This is a genomic window from Bradyrhizobium campsiandrae (genome assembly GCF_014529705.1).
In the GTDB taxonomy this organism is placed as follows: Bacteria; Pseudomonadota; Alphaproteobacteria; order Rhizobiales; family Xanthobacteraceae; genus Bradyrhizobium; species Bradyrhizobium campsiandrae.
Map to the genome: position 1 here is coordinate 71655 of NZ_JAANIH010000034.1, position 18832 is coordinate 90486.

The 18832-nt window shown below is 64.6% G+C and carries 20 protein-coding genes; 2 read left to right on the forward strand and 18 right to left on the reverse strand.

Features of this window, described 5'->3' with window-relative positions:
* The first annotated feature begins 20 nt into the window (after positions 1 to 20).
* Entirely contained in the window at positions 21 to 1352 is a 1332-nt protein-coding gene (locus G8O24_RS24150) for an MFS transporter (protein ID WP_188103677.1), read from the forward strand.
* Between the two features lie 63 nt (positions 1353 to 1415).
* Here the strand turns inward: G8O24_RS24150 and G8O24_RS24155 are convergent, their stop codons facing one another.
* The 3 genes from G8O24_RS24155 to G8O24_RS24165 are packed head-to-tail and all read right to left on the reverse strand — an operon-like array spanning position 1416 to position 4022.
* Entirely contained in the window at positions 1416 to 1829 is a 414-nt protein-coding gene (locus G8O24_RS24155; protein WP_188103679.1) for a Rieske (2Fe-2S) protein, read from the reverse strand.
* Positions 1829 to 2938 carry an amidohydrolase family protein gene (locus tag G8O24_RS24160; RefSeq protein ID WP_188103681.1) on the reverse strand — a complete coding sequence of 370 codons (1110 nt, stop codon included), beginning with the start codon at positions 2936 to 2938 and terminating at the stop codon, positions 1829 to 1831. The genes G8O24_RS24155 and G8O24_RS24160 overlap by 1 nt, the downstream gene beginning before the upstream one ends.
* 25 nt (positions 2939 to 2963) lie before the next feature.
* Positions 2964 to 4022: an amidohydrolase family protein gene (locus G8O24_RS24165; protein ID WP_188103683.1), complete on the reverse strand. Its 1059-nt coding sequence runs from the start codon at positions 4020 to 4022 to the stop codon at positions 2964 to 2966.
* A 137-nt stretch (positions 4023 to 4159) separates the two neighbouring features.
* On the opposite strand from G8O24_RS24165, the gene G8O24_RS24170 reads away from it, so the two are divergent.
* On the forward strand, positions 4160 to 4642 hold the full coding sequence (locus tag G8O24_RS24170; protein ID WP_188103685.1) for a CinA family protein: 483 nt from the start codon (positions 4160 to 4162) through the stop codon (positions 4640 to 4642).
* Between the two features lie 38 nt (positions 4643 to 4680).
* Here G8O24_RS24170 and G8O24_RS24175 read toward each other — a convergent pair whose 3' ends face one another.
* From G8O24_RS24175 to G8O24_RS24245, 15 genes are all read right to left on the reverse strand, one after another.
* Complete coding sequence (locus tag G8O24_RS24175; protein ID WP_188103686.1) at positions 4681 to 5514, reverse strand: hypothetical protein; 834 nt, start codon at positions 5512 to 5514, stop codon at positions 4681 to 4683.
* 58 nt (positions 5515 to 5572) lie between these two features.
* The gene (locus tag G8O24_RS24180) at positions 5573 to 5848 is read right to left on the reverse strand and encodes a DUF1488 family protein (RefSeq protein ID WP_188103688.1); all 276 of its coding nucleotides are present in this window, start codon (positions 5846 to 5848) and stop codon (positions 5573 to 5575) included.
* Positions 5849 to 5945: 97 nt separating this feature from the next.
* The gene (locus tag G8O24_RS24185) at positions 5946 to 6563 is read right to left on the reverse strand and encodes a tetratricopeptide repeat protein (RefSeq protein WP_244645976.1); all 618 of its coding nucleotides are present in this window, start codon (positions 6561 to 6563) and stop codon (positions 5946 to 5948) included.
* 123 nt (positions 6564 to 6686) lie between these two features.
* Positions 6687 to 8156 (reverse strand): AMP nucleosidase, encoded by a 1470-nt coding sequence (locus tag G8O24_RS24190; protein ID WP_188103690.1) that lies wholly within the window; start codon positions 8154 to 8156, stop codon positions 6687 to 6689.
* A 60-nt stretch (positions 8157 to 8216) separates the two neighbouring features.
* Complete coding sequence (locus G8O24_RS24195) at positions 8217 to 8507, reverse strand: hypothetical protein (RefSeq protein ID WP_188103692.1); 291 nt, start codon at positions 8505 to 8507, stop codon at positions 8217 to 8219.
* A gap of 30 nt (positions 8508 to 8537) precedes the next feature.
* On the reverse strand, positions 8538 to 9887 hold the full coding sequence (locus tag G8O24_RS24200; RefSeq protein WP_188103693.1) for an HlyD family type I secretion periplasmic adaptor subunit: 1350 nt from the start codon (positions 9885 to 9887) through the stop codon (positions 8538 to 8540).
* The gene (locus G8O24_RS24205; RefSeq protein ID WP_188103695.1) at positions 9884 to 11632 is read right to left on the reverse strand and encodes a type I secretion system permease/ATPase; all 1749 of its coding nucleotides are present in this window, start codon (positions 11630 to 11632) and stop codon (positions 9884 to 9886) included. The genes G8O24_RS24200 and G8O24_RS24205 overlap by 4 nt, the downstream gene beginning before the upstream one ends.
* A gap of 264 nt (positions 11633 to 11896) precedes the next feature.
* Positions 11897 to 12166: a GlsB/YeaQ/YmgE family stress response membrane protein gene (locus G8O24_RS24210; protein WP_188103698.1), complete on the reverse strand. Its 270-nt coding sequence runs from the start codon at positions 12164 to 12166 to the stop codon at positions 11897 to 11899.
* A gap of 204 nt (positions 12167 to 12370) precedes the next feature.
* A complete protein-coding gene (locus G8O24_RS24215) occupies positions 12371 to 13345 on the reverse strand; it encodes an ABC transporter ATP-binding protein (protein ID WP_188103700.1) in 975 nt (324 codons plus the stop codon).
* On the reverse strand, positions 13342 to 14757 hold the full coding sequence (locus tag G8O24_RS24220) for an amidase (RefSeq protein ID WP_188103702.1): 1416 nt from the start codon (positions 14755 to 14757) through the stop codon (positions 13342 to 13344). Before G8O24_RS24220 ends, G8O24_RS24215 begins: the two co-directional genes overlap by 4 nt.
* The gene (locus G8O24_RS24225) at positions 14754 to 14951 is read right to left on the reverse strand and encodes a hypothetical protein (RefSeq protein ID WP_188103704.1); all 198 of its coding nucleotides are present in this window, start codon (positions 14949 to 14951) and stop codon (positions 14754 to 14756) included. Before G8O24_RS24225 ends, G8O24_RS24220 begins: the two co-directional genes overlap by 4 nt.
* The gene (locus G8O24_RS24230) at positions 14948 to 16009 is read right to left on the reverse strand and encodes an ABC transporter ATP-binding protein (protein WP_188103706.1); all 1062 of its coding nucleotides are present in this window, start codon (positions 16007 to 16009) and stop codon (positions 14948 to 14950) included. Before G8O24_RS24230 ends, G8O24_RS24225 begins: the two co-directional genes overlap by 4 nt.
* A gap of 3 nt (positions 16010 to 16012) precedes the next feature.
* Entirely contained in the window at positions 16013 to 16915 is a 903-nt protein-coding gene (locus tag G8O24_RS24235; RefSeq protein ID WP_188103708.1) for an ABC transporter permease, read from the reverse strand.
* 4 nt (positions 16916 to 16919) lie between these two features.
* Entirely contained in the window at positions 16920 to 17873 is a 954-nt protein-coding gene (locus tag G8O24_RS24240; RefSeq protein ID WP_188103710.1) for an ABC transporter permease, read from the reverse strand.
* Between the two features lie 116 nt (positions 17874 to 17989).
* A partial coding sequence (locus G8O24_RS24245; RefSeq protein ID WP_244645977.1) for an ABC transporter substrate-binding protein occupies positions 17990 to 18832 on the reverse strand: 843 nt, incomplete at its 5' end.

Sequence of the window (18832 nt, forward strand, 5' to 3'; positions counted from 1 at the left end):
TCATCAGGGGAACAATGTTCATGGCTGGACCAGCAGCATCAACCAATCCGCCCGCACTCAAGTCGCGCATCGGCGCGATCCTGCGCGCGACCTCGGGCAATTTCCTCGAGCAGTTCGACTTTTTCCTGTTCGGCTTTTACGCCGCCGCAATCGGCAAGGCGTTCTTCCCCTCGACCAACGAGACCGCCTCGCTGCTCAACACTTTCGGCGTATTCTGGCTGGGCGCGCTGATGCGCCCCGTGGGCGCGATCGTGTTGGGCGCCTATATCGACCGCATCGGCCGCCGCCAGGGCCTGATCGTCACGCTCGGCATCATGGCTATCGGCACGGTCGTGATCGCATTCTGTCCGAGCTACGCCACCATCGGCATCGCGGCACCCGTCATCGTGCTGATCGGCCGCCTGCTGCAAGGCTTCTCCGCCGGCGTCGAGCTCGGCGGCGTCTCGGTCTATCTCTCCGAGATCTCGACGCCCGGCAATCGCGGCTTCTACACCTCGTTCCAGTCATCGAGCCAGCAGGTCGCGATCTTCGTCGCGTCGATCCTCGGCTACATCCTGTCCGAGATGATGCCGGCCGACACGGTCGCGTCCTGGGGCTGGCGCATTCCCTTCTTTGTCGGCTGCCTGATCATTCCGCTGATCTTCTTCCTGCGGCGCACACTGGAGGAAACGCCGGCCTTCCTGGCCATGAAGAAGCACCCGACCGCCAGTGAAGTGTTCGCCTCCGCGCTCGCCAATTGGCGCATCGTGATCCTCGGCATGATGATCGCGATCCTGACCACGACGACGTTCTATTTCGTCACCGTCTACACGCCGACCTTCGGCAAGACCGTTCTCAAACTGTCAACGCAGGATGCGCTGCTGGTGACGCTGCTCGTCGCCGTCACGAACTTCATCTGGAACCCGGTCGGCGGCGCACTTTCCGACCGCATCGGCCGCAAGCCGGTGCTGATCGGCATCGCGGCGCTGTCGCTGCTCACTGCCTATCCGGCCCTGTCGTGGCTGGTGGCCGCACCGACCTTCGGCAAACTGCTTGCCGTCGAGATGATGTTCTCGTTCTATTTCGGCATGTATAGCGGCACCATGCTCGGCGCGCTCGTCGAGATCGTGCCGGCGCATGTGCGCACGACCTGCTTCTCGCTGGCGTTCGCGCTCGCGGCGGCCCTGTTCGGGACCTTCACGCCGTTCGCCTCGACCTGGCTGATCGATCACACCGGGAATAAGGCCGCGCCGGGCGCCTGGCTGATGTTTGCGGCCGTGCTCGGCATCATCGCAGCACTGATCGTCTATCGCGGCGGCGGCAAGACGGTGCCGACATATGATCCGGTGGCGGAGCCGGCGACGGGGCATTGACGGGCGTTGTGCTCCCCTCTCCCCGCAAGCGGGGCGAGGGAGCGCCCCTCCGCTGCGGTGGCCTTACAGCTCCACCACGACGTAATCGCTCTCGACCATCACCGAGATCGTCTCGGCCACATACGGCCCCTTCATCACGTTCCCGCCCGGCTCGACATGGGCGGGATAGGCCTTCACGCGGAAACGGCGGGGGTCGCAATAGGACTGGCCGGTGCGGATGTCGAACTCCCAGCCGTGCCAGGGGCAGCGGATGATCTCGCCAAGCTTGGTGTATTCGATCTCGCCGGGCTCACTTGACTGCGCGAGGCCGATCAGCGGCCCTTCGCACAGCGCTGCGCCCTGATGCGGGCAGCGGTTCATCAGGCCGAAATACTCGCCCTTGACGTTGAAGACCGCGATCGGCCGTCCGTCGATCTCCAGGAACTTTCGTGTGCCCGGCGGCAATTGATCGACCGCGGCAACCACATGCCGCGCCATCAATCTATTCCGTAGAGCTTCTTCGCGTTGCCGAGATAGAACGCCTCGCGATTGGCTTCGCTGACGCCCGCCGGCAGCACCCGCGACGGCTCGTCATAATCCCAATGCGGATAGTCGGTCGCGAACAACAAACGGTCCCAACCGATCCATTTGATGACGTCGAACAGATCCTCGCGTCGCTCAGGATCCTCCATCGGCTGCGTGGTCCACCACACCTGCTCGCGGATATATTCGGACGGCGGCCGCCTCACATGCGGCACCTCGCTGCGCAGCCGCTGCCAGACCTTGTCGAGCCGCCATGCCAGCGACGGTGCCCAGCCGAAACCAGCCTCGATCATCACCATCTTCAGTTTCGGAAAGCGCTCGAACACGCCCTCCAGCACCAGGCTCGCCAGCGCCGATTGCTGACATTGCGAGTGGCCGACCATCTCCTCGATGTAATAGGAGGGCCAGCCCGACGGCGTGATCGGATTGCCGCCGAAGCCGAAGGCGTGCACGCCGACCGGCAGGCCCGCTTCCTCCGCGGCCTGATAGATCGGCCAGTACCGACGCTGACCCAGCGGCTCGACATTGCGGCTCAACAGCAGCACTTGCACGAAATTCCTGTCGCCGGCGCGCTCGCGGATCTCGGCGGCAGCCGACAATCCGTCCTCATTGCCGACGACGATCGAGGCCTTCAGCCGCTTGTCCTTGCTGGTCCATTTGTCGATCTGCCAGTCGTTGATCGCCGAGCACAGCGCGGCCGAGAGCTCGTGATTGCGAATGCCCTGCCCGGTGTTGAGCGGATTGAGTACGCCGAGCTGTACATTGTTGGGATCGAGCAGCTGCTGCTGCATGAAGGAGAGCGAAGACCCTTGGGGGCCGCCTTCCGGCGGCCAGGCGTCGCGGCGCGAGGCGTTGGGCTGGGCCTTCGGATAGGGCGGGCCTTCCATCATGCCTTGATAGGCATGGACACCGTAGACTTCGAGATGATGCTGCCAGCGTTTGGCGAGATAGGGATAGAGCTCGGTCCGGGTGGCGCGTGCCGGGTGGATGTCGCAGTCCGCGATGGCGGTTTTGACGGTCAGTGGGGAAGCGGCTTCTTGGCTCTCGCGGAACTGGATATTCATCGCCTTGCCTCCTTTGGCAGCGGGCTCATGTCAGGCGGGGATAGGTTGCATGCGGATTGTCGATCATGATCTTGCGCACGAGATCGGGGGTGAGACCCTCGGGCAGCGCGTCCTGGCCGTCGAACTGCCAGTGCGGATAGTCCGTGGAGAATAGGACCAATTCGTCGGACTGCATATGCTCAAACAGGCGAATTAATGTCTCAGGTTCCGGCGGCGCATCAAATGGCTGTAATGAGAAGCGGATGTTGCTGCGCACAATCTCCAGCGGCGCGCGATCGACCCAGGGCGTCTCCATCCGCACGCCGCGCCAGAACTTGTGCAGCCGCCAGAGATAGGGCGAGATCCAGGACACACCGGACTCCAGCATCACCATTTTCAGCCGCGGGTATTTGGCGAACACGCCCTCGACGATCAGGCTGGTGAGCTGGGTCTGGAACGCCTGGGCCTGACCGACATAATCCTCGATGTGGTAGGACCCCCATCCCACGGCAGTCGGGGGATTGTGATAGGCGGAACCGGCATGGATCCCGACCGGCAGGTCGAGTCGTTCCGCAGCCTCATAGATCGGCCACAGCGCGCGCTTGCCAAGCGGCGTGTCGCCCATTACGAGCATCAGCACCTGCACGAAGCGCCTGTCCGCCGCGCAGCGCTCGATCTCGGCGACGGCTTTTTCGACGCTTTGGGTCGGGATTACGATCGAGCCGCGCAGCCGGGAATCGCGATCGAGCCATTCCTTCACGAGCCAGTCGTTCAGCGCACGGCAGAAGGCGGCCTGCATGTCCTCCGAAAACACCATCTGCACGCCGTAAAGCGGGTTGCAGATGGCGCAGCTGAGCTGGAAGGGCTCGAGCACATGGCGCTGCATGTCCGCAAGGCTTTCGCCCGGCTTGCCCGTCTCGGGCCGCCAATCCGGCCGCACCATGATCGGCGAGTTCTTGGGATAGGATTGCGAGACGAGGTCGACCATGCCGCGTGTCGTCACCTGGTCGCGCCAATAGTCGTTCAGGTACGGCAGCAGGCTGGTCAGATGCGGCACTGCCGGATGCACGTCGCAATCCACACCGCCGGCGATCAGGGACGCCATGACGTCTCCCTTCTCACGTTTCCTCTAAGTCTCTTGCCGCCCATTCAAGCAGGCCTGCCCCTCGCCTGCAACTCGGCCAAGGCTTCTGTCATATGCTAGGAAGGCTGAGCTCGGTTGCGGAGGAAGAGGATTTGGAGATGAAAGAGCTCGTCGGCATTGCGGAACAAGTCGCGGCGAAATTGATCGCACGCAAACAGACCATTGCGGTCGCAGAATCCTCGACCGGCGGCCTGATTGCGGCGAGCCTGCTCGCCGTGCCCGGCGCCTCCGCCTATTTCCTCGGTGGCGCGGTGGTCTACACCCGCGACGCCAGGCGCGTGCTGATGGATATTTCGGACGAAGCAATGAAGGGCTTTCGTTCGTCGTCGGAACCCTATGCAAAGCTTCTGGCCGAACAGATGCGCGGCCGCTTCAACGCAGACTGGGGCCTGTCCGAGACCGGTGCAGCCGGCCCGACCGGCAATCGCTATGGCGATGCCGCCGGCCACAGCTGCATGGCGGTCGCCGGACCTGCGGCCGAAGTGATGACGCTGGAGACCGGTGGCAGCGACCGGTTTGCCAACATGCAAACATTCGCGGCGACGGCGCTGAACTTGTTGCTGAAGAAGCTGGAGGGATGAACGGCTTGCGCCGCTCATCGTACCATCGATGCGCTCGCTCAGGAGCAGGACAAGCCGTTGCCGGGCTCGCGGCACAGCTTCGCGCGAACCTCGACGAAATCGATCTTGCAGTCCCTGGCTTTGCGGATGCGCGAGACGTGCGCAGCATCGGCTTTGGCTGCCGAAAGCAGATTGAGCTGCCTCTTGATGGCTGCGCTGCACATGAGTTCGGGATTACCGTCGAGATATCGCGCCTCGGCACCAAGCTCCTGCCGCGTGAGCTCGGCAAACGGTCCGAGCTGCAGTTGCGTTTCGATCGCTAAGCTTTCTGCGCCATCCGCCTGCGCCCGGCCGACACCATTGGTCTTGCGCTCGAATCCATTTGCGATTGCAGCCCCGTTCGCCGCGGCGAGATCTGCGAATTCCTGCGCCGCGTCCGGAAACTCACCGCGCTGAGAGCCGACCAGAAGATAGGATTTGCATTCCAATGGATTGCTCGCGAGCTTCAGAAGGACGGCCAGCTGTGCCCGGTCCACGGCGATGATGTTCTCGTCGTCGGCATAGGCAACCATCTCGGTCGCAAGGATCGCATTGAGCACGTTGTTGGCGGCGGACCATCCGCCCCCGTTGAATGCCGCCTCGGTTTCCCGAAGCAAGACCTCCTTAAGCGCAGGATCGCTGCGGGCGATCGACGCTGCCAGGGGAAACCGCGCGATGTTCTGGTCGAAATCGCGCGCAAATGCACTCGGCCCGAACAGGTTCGGATAGGCCAGGTTTCCGGCCAGCAAGGCAACGACGACGAGCAGCAGGACTGTTCTTCTGGGCATGTGACACTGTTGGCGTGGGCGACCGCGCGACATCATTTCACGCCGTGTTACCGCCATCCATTGCAACTCCGGGCTGCCCTTAACGAATCCTTTCGCGCCCGCGGCAAGTTGTGCGCATGCCCTGCTATCTGGCCAGATGCCGTACGAAGATCCGCACCACGTAACCCCTGAACCGCGGCGCCTCATCGTAGAGGTCCGACGCGATCCGCTCGATGGTCTCGCGCAAAGATGTGAACTGCGCCTGCCGCGCGCTGCTCTCGGTGCCTTGCATGCCGGCGAGCTCGTCCATCGCGGCATCGCTGATCTGGCACTGCACGACCTCGTCCGCGCGCGTCATGGTGAAGCGGAAGGCCAGCCGTTCGTGGTCATGGCCGATAATCCTGTCACGCATCAGCGGCATCAAATTGTCCCGGTCCCACCCCGCACCGGACAATGCTGAAATTCGTCCGACTTGTCACCATGGAACGGGTGGGGGCGCTACGCGCCCCCACATGCACTCAATAAGCGAGCGCCGAGCCGGTGGGCTTCTCCAGCGCCGCCGCCAGCGATTTATACTCCTCGCAATCGGTGCCGCAGATCGCGGCGATACGGCTCAAATGATACATCGCCTGCTCGCGGTTACCCTGCTCGAGCTGCCACAGTCCGTAATACTGCCATGTCAGCACGTGGTTCGGATCCACCTTCAGCGCCCGCTCGTACCAGACTTGCGATTGCCTGTAGTCGCCAAGTTTTCGATAGGAATAACCAATGAGATTGGCGACGTTGGGATGGTCGTCATGGCCGAGCGCCCGCAATTGCTCGATCGCGACCGCGTAGTCGTTACGCAGATAGATCGTATCGTAAGCCACGCGGTAGCCGGCTGCGAACGCGGGATCATCGATGCTGGACTGGTTGCTCGCCTTCCTGCCCTTCTGCGTCGCCTTGGTGCCCGAGCGTTTCGGATAGGTCGGCGCCGGCTGCGCCTTCTGGTCCGAATAGGCGCCGGCATAGGGATCAGTGCTGCCGGAACCACCGCCTCCTCCACCGCCTCCTCCGCCAGCCGCCAAGGCCGGCAAACTCAGCAGGACCACCGCAAACGTCCCCAGCGTGACGCGTCTGATCGTGGCTGTGATCATGTCTGTCTCCTGTGCTGTTTCGAGCGGCCCCGGACGAATCGATAACCCTGCCTCAGCTGGGATATTCCTGGGCACCGGACTTTCGGAGATTCAGACAGCCCCGTATGACAGCTCTGTTGTCGTTTACTGAAACGCGACCTCGGCAAAGCTGCGGAGCTTGCGCGAATGCAGACGCTCCGATTCCTGCTGCTTGAGCCGCTCCAGCGCCTTCAAACCGATCTCGAGATGCTGACCGACGCGGCGACGGTAGAACTCGCTGGCCATGCCGGCGAGCTTGATCTCGCCGTGCAACGGCTTGTCGGAGACGCAGAGCAGTGTGCCATAGGGGACACGGAAGCGATAACCGTTGGCGGCGATCGCCGCAGATTCCATGTCGAGCGCGACGGCGCGAGATTGCGACAGGCGGCGGATGACCTCGGGTCCGGAAATCTCCCAGTTGCGATTGTCGACGCTGGCGACGGTGCCCGTTCGCATCAGGCGCTTGAGGTCAAAACCTTCCAGACCCGTGACATCCTCGACCGCCTCCTCCAACGCGACCTGCATCTCGGCCAGCGCCGGGATCGGCACCCACAGCGGCAACTCTCGATCGAGCACGTGGTCCTCGCGCACATAGCCATGCGCGAGCACGTAGTCACCGAGCCGCTGCGTGTTGCGCAGACCCGCGCAATGGCCAAGCATCAGCCAGGCATGCGGCCGCAGCACCGCGACATGATCGGTGACGTTGCGCGCGTTGGACGGGCCGGTGCCGATATTGATCAGCGTGATGCCGCGATAATCAGGCGCGACCAGATGGAAGGCCGGCATGTTCGGCGTGCGCACGGGCGCTGTTCCCGTCGTGCTCCCGTCGCTGCGCGTGATGACGTTGCCGGGCGCAACGAACGCCTCCAGCCCTGCTTCGCCGGACTGGAGCCGCTGCTGGCAGAGCTCCGCGAAGGCATCGACATAGAACTGGTAATTCGTGAAGATCACGAAATTCTGGAAATGCTCGGGATCGGTGCCGGTGTAGTGGTAGAGCCGGCGCAGCGAGTAATCGACGCGGGCGGCGCGGAACAGCGACAATGGCTCGGGCGCGCCAGCCTGAAGCTCGAAGGTGCCGTCGGCGATGGAATCGTCCATGGTGGCGAGATCAGGCACGTCGAAGGCATCGCGCAGCGAGCGCGTGGCGAGCGAATTTTCGCTGGTGGTGATGGCGGCTTCGATGTTGATATCGCGGCGATAGGCGAAGTGGATCGGGATCGGCTCGGCGGATTCGCCGATCTCGACCGGCACGCCGTGGTTCTGGATCAACAGGCCGATCTGCTCGGTGAGATAGGCGCGGAACAGATCCGGCCGCGTTACGCTGGTCTCATGCACGCCGGGTCCCGCCACGAAGCCGTAGGACAGACGCGAATCCAGCCGCGCGTGGGTCGCGGTGGTGAGGCGGACGAAGGGATAATAGGCCCGCACCCGCGTCGTGATCGCCTCGCCCGAGACGTAGGCCTCGAACCGGTCGCGCAGGAATCTTGTGTTGCGCTCGTAGATCTCTTCGAGGCGGGCGACGGCCGCGGATGCGTCGGTGAAGGATTTTGTGGCGATGGAGGGTGGAGACTGCATGGTTCGACCGCCGGGTTTTAGGGACCTGAGTCGAACTATAGCAAGAACAAGGCCGCGTCGTCATTGCGAGCGCTGAAAAGCACTCAGGAGACCTACGACCAAAATAAGTCCGAGAAATGTTGCCACCGCCGTAAAGAGCTTACGACGACGGTCACGACATCGATCCGAGAGCTTGTTCGATAGAACGGCTACAACAGAGCGTTGCCCCCTGGTGAACCAATCCAGCGATTGAGCGTGATCCTCACGCCATTCTTCAAAAAACTTGTGTTGCTGGTAAGCTCCGAAAACAAAGACTGGGATTGCGGCAAAGAAGAGAATGTTCGTCAGAACCGACAAGATAGTCTGCAGCATTTTCGACAGCTCGGGGAATAGCGCCGTGTGTCACTTCTCTCGGAAGGCCCGCATGAACTGGTCGTGCAACGGCTTCATCAGATAGGACAGCATGGTGCGGTCACCGGTCTGGACGAAGGCTTCCGCCGGCATGCCGGGAATCAGCTTGGAGTCTCCGAGCTTGGCAACCTCCTCCGCAGACATCGAAACGCGGATCGTATAGTAGCTTTGCCCCGTGCGCTGGTCGGTGGTGACGTCGGGCGAGACGCGGCTGACGATGCCATTAAGCTCGGGCGTGGTGCGCTGGTTGAAGGCGGACAGACGCAACAGCGTCTTCTGGCCGACCTGCAGCTTGTCGATGTCGACCGGATTGACCTTGGCCTCGACCTGGAGATCGTCGGCCTGCGGCACGATCAGCATCAATGTGTCGCCGGCGGTGACGACGCCGCCGACGGTGTGCACCGTCGATTGCAGCACCATGCCGTCCTGCGGCGCCCGGATGTCGACGCGGCGGAGCTGGTCTTCGGCCGCGACCTTGCGCTCGATCAGCTCGCCGCTCTTGTCATTGGTCTCGCGCAGGTCCTTGGAGACCTCGCTCACCATGTCCTTGTCGACCTGGATGATCTGCAGCTCGGTCTCGGTGATCTTGCCCTTGGCCTGCGCGCGCGAGGCGATGTATTGCGCGCGCTCGCCGTTGAGGCGGGCGCTGTCGCGCTCCAGCGTGGTCAGGCGCGAAAGCTGCACCAGGTGCTTGTCATAGAGATCGCGCACGCCGGTGAGCTCCTGCTGCACAAGCGAGATCTCCCTGTCCTTGGCTCTCTCCTGCGCCTGCAGGCCCTCGATCTCTTCGTTGAGCTGCTGGATGCGCTCGCGGAGCTGTGCCTTCTGGCCGGCACGGCCGTTGACGCGCACGTCGAACAGCTTGCTTTCGCTGTCGAGCAGCGCCTTGACATCAGGGTCGCCGGCGCGGTCGAGCAACGACGGTGGAAACTCGATTCTGTCGAGGCCGCGCTGCTCGGCCTGGAGCCGTGCCGCGCGCGCCTGGGCGGCATCGAGATTTTTGGTGACGATGGCAAGATTGGCCTTGGTGACGGTGTCGTCGAGCCGCACCACGATGTCGCCGGCCTTGACCACGTCGCCGTCGCGGGCGCGCACCTCACCGACCACGCCGCCGGTCGGATGCTGGACCTTCTTGACGTTGGATTCGACCACGATCTGGCCCGGCGCGATCAGCGCGCCCGAGATGAGCACCGTGGAGGCCCAGCCGCCGAGGCCGACGGCCAGGAACAGCACGATTCCGAGGCCGAGAAACAGGTGAAACCGGATCGATTCCCGAACCGTCTTTTCCTGAACGGTCTTGGGCGCAGCGGGTTTTGTCCCGCCAACCGTCATCGTGCTCATGCTTTTGCCACTCCGCCTTCGCTGACGACCTTGATCGGCGCCGACGGCGCGACGCGTGGCTGCAGCACCTGGGCGAGCACCTGCTCCTTCGGACCGAAGGCATGCATGCGGCCGTCGCGCAGCACCAGGATCTGATCGACCGCCTCGACGCCAATCGGCCGGTGCGCCACCACGACGACGATCGCGCCACGCTCGCGCGCGCTGCGGATGGCGCGGGTCAACGCCTCGTCGCCTTCGGTGTCGAGGTTGGAGTTGGGCTCGTCGAGCACGATCAGGAACGGTTTGCCGTAGAGCGCACGCGCCAGCGCCACGCGCTGGGCCTGGCCGGCGGAGAGGGCGGTGCCCTGCTCGCCGACCTGCGTGTTGTAGCCCTCCCGCATCTTGATGATCATCTCGTGCACGCCGGCTTCCTTGGCCGCGGAAATGATGCCGTCGGACGTCGCCTCCGGATCAAAACGGCTGATGTTCTGCGCGATGGTGCCGCCGAACAGTTCGACGTCCTGCGGCAGGTAGCCGATGTAGCGGCCGAGCACGTCACTCGACCATTGGTCGAGCGCCGCGCCGTCGAGCCGAACCTTGCCGCGGACCGGATGCCAGACGCCGACCAGGGCGCGGATCAGCGATGATTTGCCGGAGCCGCTCGGGCCGATCACGCCGAGGCCGTTGCCGGCTTCCAGCGCAAAGGTGACGTCCTGGACGATGAGCCGCTGGTCGCCCGGCGCCACCATGGTGACGGCTTCGACCGAGAGGCGGCTGGTGGGTGCCTGCAACTGGGTCGGCGTTGCCTGCGCCGGCATCTGTTCCAGGAGGCGGCTGAGGCGGTGCCAGCTCTGGCGGGCCGCCACGAAGGATTTCCAGTGCGCGATCGCCAGATCGACCGGCGCCAATGCGCGGGCCGACAGGATCGAGCCGGCGATGATGATGCCGGCGGTCGCCTCCTGGTGAATGACGAGATAGGCGCCGACCGCGAGCACGGCCGATTGCAGCATCATGCGCAGCACCTTGGCGATCGCACCGAGTCCGCCGGCGACGTCGCTCGCGCGCTGATTGCCGGCGAGGTATTTTTCGTTGGCCTCGCTCCAGCGCTGGTTGAGCCGGCCGGCCATGCCCATCGACACCAGCACTTCGGCGTTGCGGCGGCTGGACTGGGCAAGGTCGTTGCGCTGGGCGGCAAGGCCCATCGCCTCCTTCGCCGGCTGGCGCGACAGGAACTCGGTCACCAGCGTCAGCCCGACCAGGATGATGGCGCCGACCAAGGCGGTCACGCCGATCATGACGTGGAAGGCGAAGCAGATGGCGAGATAGAGCGGCAGCCAGGGCAGGTCGAAGAAGGCACTCGGTCCCATGCCGCCGAGGAAGGAGCGGACATTGTCGAGATCGCGCAGCGGCTGCAGCCCTTCGTTGCGGTTCCCGACCAGGAGCGGCAGACGCACGATGGTGTCGAACACGCGCTTGTTCAGGGCTTCGTCGAGCGCGGTGCCGACCCGTCCCAGGATGCGGCTGCGGATCATGTCGAGCACGCCCTGGGCCATATAGAGGCCGGCGGCGAGGACGATCAGGCCGACGAGGGTCGGGATGCTGCGGCTCGGCAGCACCCGGTCGTAAACCTCCAGCATGAAGATCGACCCGGTCAGATAGAGCAGGTTGATCATGCAGCTCATGAAGCCGACGCCGACGAACGCCGTGCGGCAGGCACGCAGCGCGTCACCGAGCTCTGAACGGCGGAGGCCGGGAACGGCTGCCATCAGTCTGGTCTCTTTCGGGTGAGGGGCAAAACCCCTGATTACAAAGGCAAATCGAGGCGTACTCGGCCTGGATTAATATCGGGTATTCCCCATGGGCGAGGCAATCGAATTTATCCGGGCTCCGCCACATCTACCCCCGGTGGCCCGATCCGCAAGTCCGGTATTTCACAGGCTTTGCGGCTTTTTCCGGCAAAGAGAAGCGCCTCTCCCAGGGCAGCACCAGCGCAGCCGGGGAGAGGCGGAAGGTTCCATCGATCGCGTCGGCTAGAGCCGGCCGCCGCCGCGCACCAGCCGCACCACCAGCAGCAGGATGACGGCGCCGATCGCCGAATAGATGATCTCCGAGACCAGCCCGAGGCCGAGATGGATGCCGAGCCGCGGGAACAGGAAGCTCGCGACAAACGCGCCGGCGATGCCGATCACGATGTCGCCGACGATGCCGAACCCGCTCCCCCGCACGACCTTGCCGGCGAGCCAGCCGGCGACCAGGCCGACGAACAGGATGATGATGAGGCTTTGACCAGAAATGTACATTAGCGGAAGTCCCTCTCCATGAACGCGGGCATGGAACCGGAACCGGGATGAATGGGGTCTGAATGATGTTGCAGGAGCGACCGCTCCGACGGGAATCGCGAAAACAACCCCATGCACAGTAGAAACCGCCCGCGGCGATGCGCGCTGCGAATTGTGACAACCTGATGCACGTATGGGGGATTTTTAAGGGAAGAAGCGCGCCCGCTATGTCGCCGCCGCCGGCTCCGCCAGCACGCATCTTGCCGCCCTGCCCGGGCCGATCTCGACGCTCTCAGGCAGCCGCTTCAGGCAGCGCGGTTCGGCGAGCTTGCAGCGGGGGGCGAAGGAGCAGCAGTTCGGCTTTTCGGCCAATGACGGCGGCGTGCCGGGGATGGTCTCCAGCCGCTGGCCCCGCTTGGCGCCGTGAATGGTCGATGCGAGCAGGCCCTTGGCGTAGGGGTGCACCGGCGAGCGGACGATGTCGCGCAAGGTGCCCTGCTCCACGATCTGGCCGGCATACATCACCGCGACGCGGTCGCAGATCTCGATGGCGACGCCGATGTCGTGGGTGACGAAGATGACGGACATGCCGAACTCGCGCTGCAGCTCGCGCAGCAGCAGCAGGATCTGGATCTGCACGGTGGCATCGAGCGCGGTGGTCGGCTCGTCCGCCAGCAGGATTTTTGGACGGCAGGCGAGCGCCAGGGCGATCATCGCGCGCTGGCGCATGCCGCCGGACATTTCGTGCGGATAGGCATCGAGCCGCCGCTTTGCCGAAGGGATGCGGACCACCTCGAGCATTTCGAGGGCGCGTGCGCGCCCTTCCGCATAAGACTTGCCTTCGTGACGCACAACGCTTTCGGCGATCTGCGCGCCGATGGTGTAGACCGGATCGAGGGCCAACGCCGGCTCCTGGAAGATCATCGACACGGTCTGGCCGCGGAACGACGACAACTGCTCGTCGTTCATGGCCAGCACGTCCTGTCCCATGACATCGACTTTGCCCGATATCTGCGTGCGCTTCTTCGGCAACAGCCGCATCAAGGCACGCAGGGTCACGCTCTTGCCCGAACCGGACTCACCGAGCAGGCCCAGCACCTCGCCATCACCGAGCGAGAGATTGAGATCGTTCACGGCATAGACCGTGCGCTCTCCGGTGAAGCGGATGTTGAGGCCTGAGATCTCGACGAGCTTGGTCATGACGGCAGCTTGGGCAATCGATCGTGATAGTCGGTGACACGCTGGAAGGCGGCGCCGATGGTCAGCAGCGTCGCTTCATCGAAGGAGCGGCCGATCAGCTGCATGCCCACAGGAAGACCGCTCGTGGTAAAGCCCGAGGGCACCGTCAGCGACGGCAGGCCGAGGAAGTTCACCGGGCGGGTGAACAACGTCAGCCGCTGCAACAGCGCCGGCGCGTTCGGCCCGCCCCCGACATCGCTCTCCGCGATCGTCGGCGCCGGGATCGGCGAGGCCGGGGCGATGATCGCGTCGACGCCAGCGGCCGCCGCATTGTGTGCGGCAAGTGCCGGACCACGCCAGCGCATCGCTTCCAGATAGGTAATGGCGGGAACGGCGAGGCCGTTCTGCAGCCGCATCAAGGTCTGCGCGCCGTAATCCTGGGGCCGCTCGATCATCCAGCGCTTGTGGAAGGCGGCAGCTTCGGCGGCGAGCACGAGCTGGCTCGCCGCGGACAATTGCCGCTGGTCCGGCAGCTCGACCTTGACGATGTCGGCGCCCTCGCGCTCGAGCACCGCGATGGTCTCGTCCAGCACGCGCGCGACCTCGCTATCGAGATCGTCGACATAGAAGGACGCGGGTACGCCAATCTTGAGGCCCTTCAACGAGCCCTTGGTTGCTGCGACGTAATCCGAGAGCGGCTCGTGGCTGGCGGTCGAATCTTCAGGGTCGGGGCCGGCCATCAGCGCCAGCAGCAGCGCGCAGTCCTCGGCGGTGCGGGCGAGCGGGCCGACCGTGTCGAGCGATTGCGACAGCGGCATCGCGCCGGCGCGGCTGACGCGGCCGACGGTGGTCTTCAATCCCGTGACGCCGCAGAAATGCGCGGGCATGCGGATCGAGCCGCCGGTGTCCGAGCCCAGCGCCGCATAGGTCAGCCGCGCGGCGACCGCCGAACCGGAGCCCGAGGACGAACCGCCGGTGATATGCGCGACGTTCCAGGGATTGCGCACCGGGCCGTAATGGGCGTTGTGGCCGGTCGGGCCATAGGCAAACTCGGCCAGATGCAACGTGCCGAGCCTGACCTGGCCGGCATCCTTCAAGCGCTGGAGGGCCGTCGACGTCACGGACGGCACGAAATCGCGGCGGATCAACGAGCCGCAGGTCGCGACATGGCCGGCATCGTAATACATGTCCTTGTGCGCGAGCGGCACGCCGTGCAGCGGCCCGCGCACCACGCCCCTGGCGAGCTCGGCGTCGGCGCTGTCTGCCGCCTTCAGCGCGGCCTCCGCCTCGATCGACATGAAGGCGTTGAGATGCGGCTGCCATTGCGCGATGCGGTGCAGCAGCGCGCGCGTCACCTCATGCGAGGAGACCTGCTTCATCGCGATCGCCCGCGCGACCTCGGTGAGCGTCATCAGGGCGGGCTCACGGCTCATTTCGACACCTTCGCGGCTTGCGCCAGCGGATAGAGCGCGGGCTCGAGATCGAACGGCAGGGTGCCGGCGATGGCCGAAAAGCCTTCGAAGGCCGGGCCGATCGAATTGGAGATGCGCGTGGCGATCTCCTCGGTCACGGCAACGCCGGCGATCTGCGCCGCCGCCTGGATTTCCTTGGTCGTTGGTCTCGTCATGCGGTTTCCCCTGTGGGCGCACGGCTATGGCCTGATCCCGGAATGGCCATGTAGCACGCGGCTTCGTGGCCCATATTATCCAGCGCCGTCAGCTTTGGTGTCGCATTTGCGCAGAGCGGCTCCGCAAACGGACAACGGGTATGGAAGCGGCAGCCGGGAGGCGGATCGATCGGGTTGGGCGGATCGCCCGAGATCGGCGGCTTTTCGGTGCGACGATCAGGATCGGAGGACGGCATCGCGGCAAGAAGCGCGCGCGTATAGGGATGCGCCGGGCGATCCCAGACCTCGTCGACCGGGCCGAGCTCGACGACCTCGCCGAGATACATCACCAGCACGCGGTCGCTGATGTATCGCACGACGTTGAGGTCGTGGCTGATGAAGAGATAGGTCAGGCCGAACTCGCGCTTCAGGTCGGCGAGCAGGTTGAGCACCTGCGCTTCGACGGATTTGTCGAGCGCGGAGACGGCTTCGTCGAGGATCACCAGCCGCGGCGACAGCGCCAGGGCCCGCGCGATGTTGACGCGCTGCCGCTGCCCGCCGGAAATCTCGTGGGGATAGCGGTTGGCGAAATTCGCAGGGACCAGGCCGACCTTGCCGAGCAGCTCGCGCGCCAGCGCGCGCGCCGCGCCATCGGCCATGCCGTGGACCTTCGGGCCGAAGGCGATGGATTCCTCGATGGTCAGGCGCGGATTGAGCGAGGCATAGGAATCCTGGAACACCATCTGCATGCCGCGACGCAGCTCGCGCAAGCTCAGCGACTGGCCGACGGCCATGCCGTCATAGATGATATCGCCGGTGTCGCGCGGCATCAGGTGCATCAAGAGCCGCGCGGTGGTGGACTTGCCGCAGCCGGATTCGCCGACGATGCCGACGGTCTCACCCTTGGCGACGGAGAAGGAGACGTTGTCGACGGCGCGCACGGTGCGCTTCGCCGCGAACAACCCGCCACGCACCGGAAAGTGCTTTGTCAGCCCGTTGACCTGGAGCAGCGGCTGCGCAACGCCGCCGACATCCTCGACCGGCTCCAGCATGGCGACAGAGGTGTTGGTCTCGCTCATGGCCTAGTTCCTGATGTCCATGGCGCTGCGCAGGCCGTCCGAAAGCAGGTTGAAGCAGATCGAGACCGCAAAGATCATGGCGCCCGGCAGGGCTGCGACCCAGGGGTTGACATAGATTGCAGTGCGCAGGGTGTTCAGCATCAGGCCCCATTCCGGCTCCGGCGGCTTGGTGCCGAGCCCGAGGAAGGAGAGACCGGCCGCCAGGATCATCGAGACCGAGATCAGGCTGGTGGCATAGACGAAGATCGCGCCCAGCACGTTGCCGAGAATGTGCACGCGCATGATGGTGAAGGGGCCGGCGCCGGAGGCACGCGCGGCTTCGACGAAATCCATGTTGCGCACGCCCGTGGTGACGCTTTCGGCGACGCGGCTGATCTGCGGCACGAATACGATGGTCAGCGCCACGATGGAATTGAGGATGCCGGCGCCGAGCGCGCCGGAGATGGCGATCGCCAGCAGCACGGACGGGAAGGCGTAGAACACATCGACCGTGCGCATGATCGCGGTGTTGAGCTTGCCGCCGACATAGCCGGCAATGATGCCGAGCGAGGTGCCGATGCCGAAGGCGAGGATCACGGGGAGAATGCCGATGACGAGCGACAACCGTCCGCCATAGACCAGCCGCGCCAGCATGTCGCGCCCGAGCTCGTCGGTGCCGAGCGGATAGCCTGACGTGCCGATGTGGCGGAGGCGGCGGATCATCGAGCCCTTGTAGGGATCCTCCAGACCAAGCCAGGGCGCGAGGATCGCGGACAGGAAGATCAGCAGCAGCACCAGCGCGCAGGCCATGCTGACCTTGTCGCGCAGGATGCGGCGACCGACCGTCGCCCAATAGCCGCGCGCCTTGGTCGCGGGCGCGGCCTGGAGCGCGGCATCGGTGGTGGCCGACAGCGGGAGCTCGCTCATCCCGCTAGCCCCGCTTGATGCGCGGATCGATCGCGGCTTGCGCGATGTCGACCAGCAGGTTGAGGAGGACGAAGAACAGCGCCAGCACCAGGATCGTGCCCTGCAACAGCGGCAGATCGCGCTGGAAGATCGCCGAGTTGAGCAGGAAGCCCGAGCCCGGCCAGGAGAACACGGTCTCGATCAGGATCGAGCCGCCCAGCATGTAGCCGAGCTGAAGCCCCATCACCGCGAGCGCCGTGGGCGCGGCGTTCTTGATGACGTGACGGAACACGCCTCGTTCGTGCAGGCCCTTGGCGCGCAGCGCCTCGACGAAATCCTGGCTGAGGATGTCGCCGGTGAGCGCCCGCACCGTGCGGGTGACGATGCCCATCGGAATCACCGAGGTCGTGATCGCCGGCAGCACCAGATATCGCAAATGCGCCCAGTCCCAGGCCCAGGAGTTGGAGCCGTTCGGCCCGGCGCCGACCGCGGGCAGCCAGTTCAGCTCGACCGAGAAGATGATGACGAGCACCATGCCGAGCCAGTAATGCGGCACCGAAACGCCGGCGATGGCGAACGACGTCGCGAGCTTGTCGATCCAGGTCTCGCGGAAATAGCCGGCGATCAGGCCGAGCAGGATGCCCATGGTGAAGCCGATGATGGCGGCGGCAATCGCCAGCGTGACGGTGTTGCCGACCGCGCGCATGACCTCGGCGAGCACGGGACGTCCCGTGGCGATGGAATTGCCGAGATCGCCATGGAGAGCACGCAGCAACCAAAGCCCGAACTGCACCGGCAGCGGCCGGTCAAAACCATAGGCGGCGCGAAGCTGGGCCGCGAGCTCCTGCGAGGCGTCCGCGGGCAACACCGCGACCAGCGGATCGCCCGGCGTGATGTGCACGAGCAGAAAGCACACCAGCGCCACGCTGATGACGATCGGGATGACATAGACGACGCGTCTGGCGGTATAGGCGAGCACAGGAATGACCTAACGTGGTGCCGCACAATGACGTGCGCGGGCGGCAGTAAGGGACGCGCGATGCGAGGGTTCCCTCCCCCCTTGTGGGGGAGGGGAGCCCTACGAGCGTGCTCACCTCACTGCATCGCAATCGGCGAGAAGTCGATGAACCAGCTTTTCGGCTGCACCACACCCGTCACTTTCGGGCTCATGGCGCGCGGGCCGACGTCGTGGGCAACATAGAGGAAGGCGGCGTCGTCGACGGAGGCTGCGTGCAGCTCGGCGAGCGCGGCGTCGCGCGCGGCAGGATCGAAGGTCTGCCGCGCCTTCTTCACCAGCTCGTCGAACTTGGGATTGTTGATATAGCCCCAATTGTTCGACGCCGGAGGGGCCATGGTCGATTGCAGGAAGCGCACCAGCGCGAAGAACGGGTCCATCGCCGCATAGGTGACGTTGGTCGCATTCGCGCCGTTGGCCGAGGGGTCCTTGGCGCCGCGGCGCCAGTTGGTGAACAGCGTGTTCCACTCGATGACGTCGAGCTTGACGTCGAAATAGCATTCGGCGAGCGCCTGCTGGAGATATTCGTTCATCGGCAGCGGCTGCATCTGGCCAGAACCTGAAGCGGACGTCTGGATCTTCACCTCGAGTTTCTTGTTTGGACCGAAGCCTGCTTCCTGCATCAGCTTTTGCGCCGCCGGCTTGTCGTATTTGATTTCGAAAGTCGGCTTGCCGCGCCAGGGATGGCCGGGCTCGAAAGTGCCTGATGCGGGCACCATCAGGCCCGCGAGCAGGCCATCCTTGAGCCCTTCGCGATCGACGCAGAGATTGGCGGCCTTACGCACGCGAATGTCGTTCCAGGGCGAGCCCGGCAGCACGCTGAGATGATAATTCCAGACATGCGGCGTGACGTTGTCGACGATCTTCATGCCGGCGGCCTTGAGCTGCGGCACGGCATCGGGCGCTGGCGTCTCGATCAGGTC